The sequence below is a fragment of the Rhizobium sp. PDO1-076 genome, assembly GCF_000247475.1.
Taxonomy (GTDB): Bacteria; Pseudomonadota; Alphaproteobacteria; order Rhizobiales; family Rhizobiaceae; genus Allorhizobium.
In genome coordinates this window covers 21458-29191 of record NZ_AHZC01000391.1, presented here as the reverse complement: position 1 = coordinate 29191, position 7734 = coordinate 21458, and the positions used below count along the sequence as shown (strand labels likewise).

Here is a 7734-nt window from a genome sequence, read left to right as displayed (position 1 = left end):
GCAAGCCGGACTTGCCGTCGCAGAGGCGCTCGGTGGCGTTCGCCGACCGTGGATCGTTGCCAATGAATCCGGCCGGATCGTGCTCAGGCACAGTTTCGAGGCAGCGGAATGAATATGTCGTCAGCAATTTATGCCGGTCACGTGCTGCATGTTCGGCACCGGCCCAAACAGCACAAGCTGCGCTACAGCGTGTTTTCGCTGCTGGTCGATCTTGACGAACTACCGCTGCTCGATCGGTCCTTGCGCCTCTTCGGCTATAACCGCGCTGGTGTCTATTCGGTGCATGACGAAGATCATGGGGACGGTGTCGTGGGAGGTCTGCACGAATGGGTCGAGCGCCAGCTCGTTGCTGCGGGCATCGAGGCGCGGGGCGCCAAGGTTCACATGCTCTGCTATCCACGCATACTGGGTTATGTATTCAATCCGCTTACGGTCTATTTTTGCTATCACGAAAATGACGATCTGGCGGCTGTTCTCTACGAGGTCAGCAATACCTTCAAAGAGCGCCATACCTATGTGATCCCGGTGAAGGCAGGCGGCAAAGTGCTGCATCATCACTGTGCCAAGGAGATGTATGTCTCACCGTTCATTCCCATGGATTGCCAGTACAGTTTCAGTATCCGGCCGCCGTCAGACGACGTGGTGATCAACATCAGCGAGACCGATGTCGATGGACCGCTGCTTTTCGCCGGCTTCACCGGACGACGCCGGGACTTGTCGGACCCAGGTTTATTGCAGGTGTTGACAACCTTTCCCTTGATGACCCTGAAGGTGATGGGCGGAATTCACTGGGAAGCGCTGCGGCTATGGCTGAAAGGCACGCCGGTTTACCGCCACAAGCCCGCAGCCCAGCCGGTCGCAACCACGATCGTTCTGCAGAATGGGATAGACAAGCCATGAGCCATGCCGAGCAGGAAATGCAAACTCTGACCAATGCCCGCTCGTTCTGGCAACGTATCTTGTGCGGGTGGGCCGACAGGATATCGGTCGGCCGCTTGAAGCTGCAGTTTGAGGGCGGTGGCGAACATACGGCGATTGGCGACGAAGCGGGACCATGCGCTGTTTTGTTTGTCCGAAATGCCAAGTCGGTGTTTCGCATTCTGACCGGCGGTACGCTGGGTTTTGCGCAATCGTTCATGGATGGTGATCTCGACAGTCCTGATATCGGATCGGTGCTGGAACTGGCAGTGGCAAACGAACACCGCCTTCAACAGGTGCTCCATCCGTCGACGATATTCGGCCGGATTGCGCATCTTCGCCACAAGTTGCGGCGCAACTCGAAACAGGGCAGCCGTCGCAATATCGCCTTCCACTACGATCTGGGCAATGCTTTCTACGGTCTTTGGCTGGACCGGACGATGACCTATTCGTCGGCGTTGTATACGTCGTCGAGCCTCTCTCTCGCCGAGGCGCAGGAAGAAAAATACGCGCGTATCGTCCGAGAACTCGGTATCGGCGCCGAGGACCATGTCCTGGAAATAGGGTGCGGTTGGGGTGGGTTTGCGGAATATGCGGTCCGCACCACCGGCTGTCGCGTAACCGGTTTGACGCTGTCTGTGGAGCAGGCCCGTTTTGCCGAGGAGAGATTGCAGAAGGCCGGCATTGCCCAGCGTGTCGATATTCGTCTCGAGGACTATCGCGACTGCAAGGGACAGTTCGACAAGATCGTTTCCATCGAGATGTTCGAGGCCGTCGGCGAGGAAAACTGGCCGGTCTATTTCAAGGCGGTACAGGATCGGCTTGCACCGGGCGGCTGCGCCCTCATCCAGACGATCACCATCGACGAGGCACGCTTCGAGAGCTATCGGCGCAATGCCGATTTCATCCAGACCTACATCTTTCCGGGCGGCATGTTGCCATCCGTTTCCCTGTTCAGGCGTGATGCTGAAAGAGCTGGATTGCAGGTCTCCGACTGCTTCCGCTTCGGCAAGGATTACGACCGAACCCTTCTGGCATGGGACGCGGCCTTCACGGCCAACTGGCAGAAGATCGAGCCGCTCGGCTTCGATCGCCGCTTCTATCGCATGTGGCGGCTCTACCTGCTCTACTGCGCTGTCGGCTTCCGCACGGGACGCATCGATGTTGTGCAGTTCAGGCTGGACAAGCCGACGCTGAATTGACCGCAGGCGCGAGATCAGGCAGCAGGCGGCCGTAACATCCTGCGGGTGATGGCAAATCGCAGTCTGTGCGGCAACGCGTGGAGCAGACGTATTGTTAGTGCCATTTTCCAGGGAAAGATGATCTCGAACTGGTTTGTATTCAAGCCGTCCGCAATGCTGTTGGCGGCTTCCTCCGCCGAGACGAGGAAGGGCATGGGAAAATCGTTCTTTTGGGTCAGGGGCGTGTCGACAAAACCGGGGTTGACGATGGTCAGTTTCACGCCGTGGCTGTCCAGTTCCGGATAGAGTGCCTCGCACAATGCGTTGAGCGCCGCCTTGGTCGCGCCATAGCTCGCCGCACCTGGCAGTCCTACATAGCCAGACACAGATGCGACAACGGCAATTTGTCCGCGTCTGCGCTGCATCATGCGCTGCATGATCGCCTCGAGGCATTGCGCGGTGCCCAGGACATTCAACTCGAACATCTGCCGGGTACGCGCGCTGCTGAAGCCTTCGGCGTAGTCGCGCGTATAGGAGCCAGCGGCAAAGATCGCCAGATCGATGGGGCCGAGGGTTGCCTCGATCGTCTCTGCAACGGTCTGAACTGCCGCACCGTCCGTGACATCGAGCGGGAAAGGTCGGATATGATGCGGCGCACTTGTGGCCAGATCGGCCAGTGCATCAGCACTACGGGCGCTAACGGCGACGGTATAGCCGTCGCGCACCAGTCGTTCAACGAGTGCCCGGCCGATGCCGGAGCTGGAACCGGTAATCCACGCGATCTTGGTCATGGCATCCTCTTGCTTTGTCATGCAACCAATACGCCATGACCGGCCTGTCGGTTCAGGCCTGCCAGCTTTCCAAAAGTCCCAGGCCGCCCTTCAACAGCGTTTTCGCCGCGTCAGCAGAGGGCGCTTCGACATAGCATCGCATCTCCGGCGCGTTGCCCGACGGGCGGAAGTGAACGATCGAGCGATCATCGAGTGTCACGCGCAAGCCATCGATGTCGCTGATCGATTTCACGCCACCCAATGGGGCAAGGAAATTCGCCACGTTCTGATGGGAGTGGCGCAGATGCGCCATCAAGGCTGCGCTGCGCTCGACGGCGAAATTCTCCAGCCGGTCGCTGAGCGCGATCGGCATGCTGAACGAAGCGGCGAGTGCAGACAACGATTGCCCGGTCTGCTTTGCCGTTGCCAGAACTGCGAGCGCTGGCAGAAAACTGTCGCGTGTCGGCAGTGCCTTCAGAATGCTCGTGCCGACATCGAAATCCGAACCCAGCATCAGGCCACCATTGGCCTCGAAACCGAGAACGCCTGTATGTCCGCCCGCGATCGCTTCGTTCATCGCGGCAATGACAAAAGGCGATCCGACACGCGTGCGAACAACAGCAAACTGTCCGTCAGCTTCCAGACCGGAATTGGAGGTCACCGGTGTCGCGACAACCGTCGCCTTCAGAAAGCGCGCTGAAATCAGGCCAAGCAGATCGCCGCGCAGTGGTGTTCCACGCTCGTCTGAAATCAGCGGCCGGTCGCCGTCGCCGTCCGTCGAAACGATCGTGTCGAGGGCAAGTTCGTCCGTCCATTCGGCCAGCAAGGCGACGGTCTGTTCCGATACAGCCTCGGTATCGACTGGAATGAATTGCTCTGAGCGGCCAAGCGGGAATACCGTTGCGCCGAAATGTTCGAAGACCTTGACCATCATGTCACGGGCGACGGTGCTGTGCTGGTAGACGCCAACCCGCATGCCGGCAAGCGCTTGGCTGGGCAGCGTTGCAAAGTTCCGTTCCAGGAAAAGTTCCGTGGCCTGCGCCTCGTGATTGGAGCCGGAGCCTGTTTCGACGCGATTGGCTTCTGCGTCTTCCGCGAGGCTCGTTGCCAGTGCGACGATTGCCTGTTCGTCCTGCTTGTCGATTTCGCCGTCCGGCCGATAGAATTTGATGCCGTTCCGATCCGCGGGAATGTGTGATCCGGTGATCATGATGCCGCCGGCGTTGACCGCTGCACCATACAGCGCCAGTGCCGGTGTCGGGATCGTCCCGCAATCGATCGGCGTCAGTCCCGCACGGGTGAGCGCAGCCATGACGGTTGCCGCAATCTCCGGGCTCGATTGGCGAAAATCCCGTGCGATGACGACACGGCCGCCAGTGCCGACCAAATTCTTTTCGAGCAGGAACCGGGCAAAGGCCGTTGCATAGAGGGCCGATACGCTTCCGACCAGTTCAGAGGAAAGCCCGCGCAACCCGCTAGTTCCGAACTTCACTGCCATGCGATTCTCCTGCTCATCAGACGGGTGGAGAACTGCATATAGAGCCCGAAGGCCGAAGCCTCAAGCAAACCTGTCATTTTCGATGGGGATGCAGAAATGGAAAGAGCCTGGCGCGGGAGGAGGATGCGCCAGGCTCTTAAACTTGATCGGCAATCGGGAGGAGGAGGAGAGTTGCCGATCCTATCGGGCGGCACTGGGAGGAGGAGTGCGCCGCTTCGATGATTTGTTTATACGCGGTTCGTTTTTCGAAGCCAATCCTTGTTGTTGCAACGCAGCAGTGCAAAATTTGCATGGCTGATCGCGACGTGGAACGGCCTGTGTGTACTTTCCATTCGAATGACGTTCGTATTTGAAGAAAAAGTCTTCGAAAATAGTCTCAGTCGTCGATACAGAGGGAAAAATTGAACATGTATTAGGCCGAGGCGTCAAAGTCTATGCAAACTTCGGATAGCTCCAGCTTTGGCGAGTGTGTGCAAGCACCTGTTTTGTTAGGGTAAATGCTCTGTCGTCGGGCGTTTGCTCCATTTCAAATGTGGTCCGGTTCCGGTCCCCGGGCCGTTGGGGTGGCTCGGGCATGTGCTTTCGGCTATAGCGAGCAGAGCATATTTTGACGGGGAGACCGGCATGCCATCGACGATCCGCTTTCACGAAGGTGATATTTCCGCAGAAGATGCCTCGCGCTACACCGGTGCAATCGCAATCGATACGGAAACACTGGGCCTTGTGCCGCGGCGTGATCGGCTTTGTCTCGTGCAGCTTTCGTCAGGCGACGACAGCGCCGACATCATTCGCATTGCCGCTGGTCAGAAAGAGGCACCCAATCTCGTGGGCATGCTGGCTGATCCTGCCCGCCAGAAGATCTTCCACTATGGGCGTTTTGATATTGCCGTCCTCTTTCACACCTTTGGCGTGACCACCACACCGGTTTTTTGCACCAAGATCGCCTCCCGTCTCAGCCGAACCTACACCGATCGCCACGGCCTGAAGGACAATCTCAAGGAGATGCTCGAAGTCGATATCTCCAAGGTGCAGCAGTCTTCGGACTGGGCTGCCCAGACCCTGAGCAAGGCCCAGCTTGAATATGCGTCATCGGATGTCTTGCACCTCCATGCATTGCGCGATCGCCTGACAGCCCGGTTGATTCGCGATGGTCGCATGGATCACGCCGAGGCTTGCTTCGAATTTTTGCCAACGCGCGCCAAGCTTGACCTTCTGGGTTGGGACGAAACAGACATTTTTGCCCATAGCTGAGATCGACCCTGTAGACGCATCCTGCCTGTGCATTCCCGCGTCTCGCGGGAGGCAATGGGCCCTCAAAAAACACGGATTAATTCTTGGTGCGAGGAGGCGAACTCGCCAAGCCTTTCTTAACCCCCGTCACCCATCATGGCTGCAAAGAATCGGAGGGGCAGGGTTGGCTTTTGCGCTGATCATGCCTCCATAACGCGGTGAATTTCTGCGGACATGACGGAAGCATCTTTTAGCCTGCTTGAGGCAGTATCACGTGATTTGCCAATGTTTCGGGATGATCCCGACAGCCAGTTGTCATCGTTTGCGGATGGCGACGATGACTACGAGACGCATTCTGATCAGGATCAATCGGATGCATCGCCAAGTTATGCACCGGCAAACTGGCTCGATGCGTTCACCGCCGACGAGCGCAGCCATTCGGGCAATATCGCTCCGAGAATTGCTTCGCCTTCCGACGACGCGGGCCTCTACCAAATGCATATGAAGGCGATCGACTGATCAGCGCGGGAGGACCACTTCCGCGGCGCGCTTTCTGACCTCGTCAAAGGTCCAGTCGCGCACAAGCCTGCCATTCTCCCAGACCGGTTGCAGGATGTTTTCCCGGTTCCCAAGTTCGGTCAGGGGGATGTTGACGATGTCGGTGCCATCTGTGATCACCGCCAGCCGACCGGACATCGGTGCTTTTTCCTGAGGATTTGTTGGTCGCCGGCCGATATCGCGCCAGGCACCCTTGTCATCCTTCAACGCACTCGCCCGCATGGTAAAGGACAGGGTATCCCGGTTGATCTTGTGCAGCAATGCCGAGCCCATGCCGAAGGAAATATTTTCTGCCGAAAATCCCATGCCTTCCAGACGACCAAGGATCATCTGGATGTCTTGCAGCGATATTCCATCCGACTGGATGACCCTGACATTCGCGTCCAGAACCTTGAAGCCCTTGCTGTTCAATCGGGTGCCGTAGGCATAGGCGAGTTGCGCCACGACCTGCACCGGTGTTTCGATCGGGTCGCCGCTATCGGGCCGCACGATCAGAGTCGCCCCTGAAGCCCTGACGTTGGTCTGCAACTGCTTGCCCCAGATTTCCGCAACGGCGTTGTTGAGATCGTAGCTGTCCGACACGACGGAATAGGCGGCAAACTTCGAGAAGCGGTCGATCATGTTGGCAAAGGCATCGGCCTCGCGGCTCTGGCCCCAGGCGGTAATGGTACTGTGTTCAGATGCCGGGATGGATTTACCGGCCATCCGGGCGCCGTAGTAGCGCCGTGCATGCAAGATGCCCGGCAGGGAATCGGAACTGTCGAAATGCACCAGATGTGCGGCGCCGCCCAAGGCCGCCTGTTCCAGACTGGATGTTCCACGCGCGCCAAAGTCGCTGATGCGGTTCCTTTGCAGGCCGTCAATATCGTCGGCCGTGCGGTCGAGGTAAGGTTGGATTGCCAACCGCAGGCGCCATGCCGTGGTGGCGACTGTCGACGGATACCAGACGGCGCGCAGCAGTGCGGGCTCAATATGCGACGTGAGCCACGGCACCTGCGGATCCGTGTTGACGACCTGCACAACAGGCACGCCACGACGGATGGCAATGCCTTCGGGCAAGGCCTCGATGCGCAACGGAAGGTAACCGCCATGGACATTGAGGATATGTGTCCAGCCGGCCCGGTCGAACGGCTGCCCATGAAGCCCCGCGACTTCTTCTGCCTCATCGATATCGGCAGCGGTGATCGGCTTTGACAGATATTCCTTCAGGAACATCTGTAGTCCGAAGAACATCACCTCCGGCCGGAAGGAGTTGCCACGAGTGGTGATGAGGGCGCTGATGGCATGGGTATCTGCGGGATACTGCAGATAGTGCCCGAGCTTGTAGCTATCCGTATTCAAAATCGCATTGAGTGTCATGCTTGGCGCCCATCCGGATTTCAGCCCGACAATACCGCATCGCCGACCGAGAATCACGCTTCATAGAGATGTATGCGAGCGGTGCTGGAGCGGCAAGGAAAGCCTTGGCATTTATGGTTAGCGTTTTCTTAACCATCCTTGACGACACTATGCGTTGATAAGTCGGCAAGACCTTTGTGTTGATGCCTACGTGCCGTTCTGCATGGAGACCGCGGCCGCA

Annotated in this window: 7 protein-coding genes; 4 read left to right on the top strand and 3 right to left on the bottom strand. The window is 58.2% G+C overall.

All coding sequences use genetic code 11. The annotated features are described in order from the left end of the window. Positions 1 to 108: 108 nt before the first annotated feature. The gene (locus PDO_RS19675) at positions 109 to 900 is read left to right on the top strand and encodes a DUF1365 domain-containing protein (RefSeq protein WP_007606040.1); all 792 of its coding nucleotides are present in this window, start codon (positions 109 to 111) and stop codon (positions 898 to 900) included. Next, positions 897 to 2120, top strand: coding sequence for an SAM-dependent methyltransferase (locus PDO_RS19670; protein WP_007606038.1), 1224 nt, complete (start codon positions 897 to 899; stop codon positions 2118 to 2120). The genes PDO_RS19675 and PDO_RS19670 overlap by 4 nt, the downstream gene beginning before the upstream one ends. 14 nt (positions 2121 to 2134) lie before the next feature. Here PDO_RS19670 and PDO_RS19665 read toward each other — a convergent pair whose 3' ends face one another. Then, complete coding sequence (locus PDO_RS19665) at positions 2135 to 2890, bottom strand: SDR family NAD(P)-dependent oxidoreductase (protein WP_007606035.1); 756 nt, start codon at positions 2888 to 2890, stop codon at positions 2135 to 2137. 52 nt (positions 2891 to 2942) lie between these two features. Continuing rightward, entirely contained in the window at positions 2943 to 4367 is a 1425-nt protein-coding gene (locus tag PDO_RS19660) for a phosphomannomutase (RefSeq protein WP_007606033.1), read from the bottom strand. Positions 4368 to 4991: 624 nt separating this feature from the next. On the opposite strand from PDO_RS19660, the gene PDO_RS19655 reads away from it, so the two are divergent. Beyond that, positions 4992 to 5618, top strand: coding sequence for a ribonuclease D (locus tag PDO_RS19655; protein WP_007606031.1), 627 nt, complete (start codon positions 4992 to 4994; stop codon positions 5616 to 5618). 264 nt (positions 5619 to 5882) lie between these two features. Then, positions 5883 to 6116, top strand: coding sequence for a hypothetical protein (locus PDO_RS19650; RefSeq protein ID WP_007606029.1), 234 nt, complete (start codon positions 5883 to 5885; stop codon positions 6114 to 6116). Here PDO_RS19650 and PDO_RS19645 read toward each other — a convergent pair whose 3' ends face one another. Beyond that, positions 6117 to 7514 carry a nicotinate phosphoribosyltransferase gene (locus PDO_RS19645; RefSeq protein ID WP_007606027.1) on the bottom strand — a complete coding sequence of 466 codons (1398 nt, stop codon included), beginning with the start codon at positions 7512 to 7514 and terminating at the stop codon, positions 6117 to 6119. Positions 7515 to 7734: the final 220 nt, after the last annotated feature.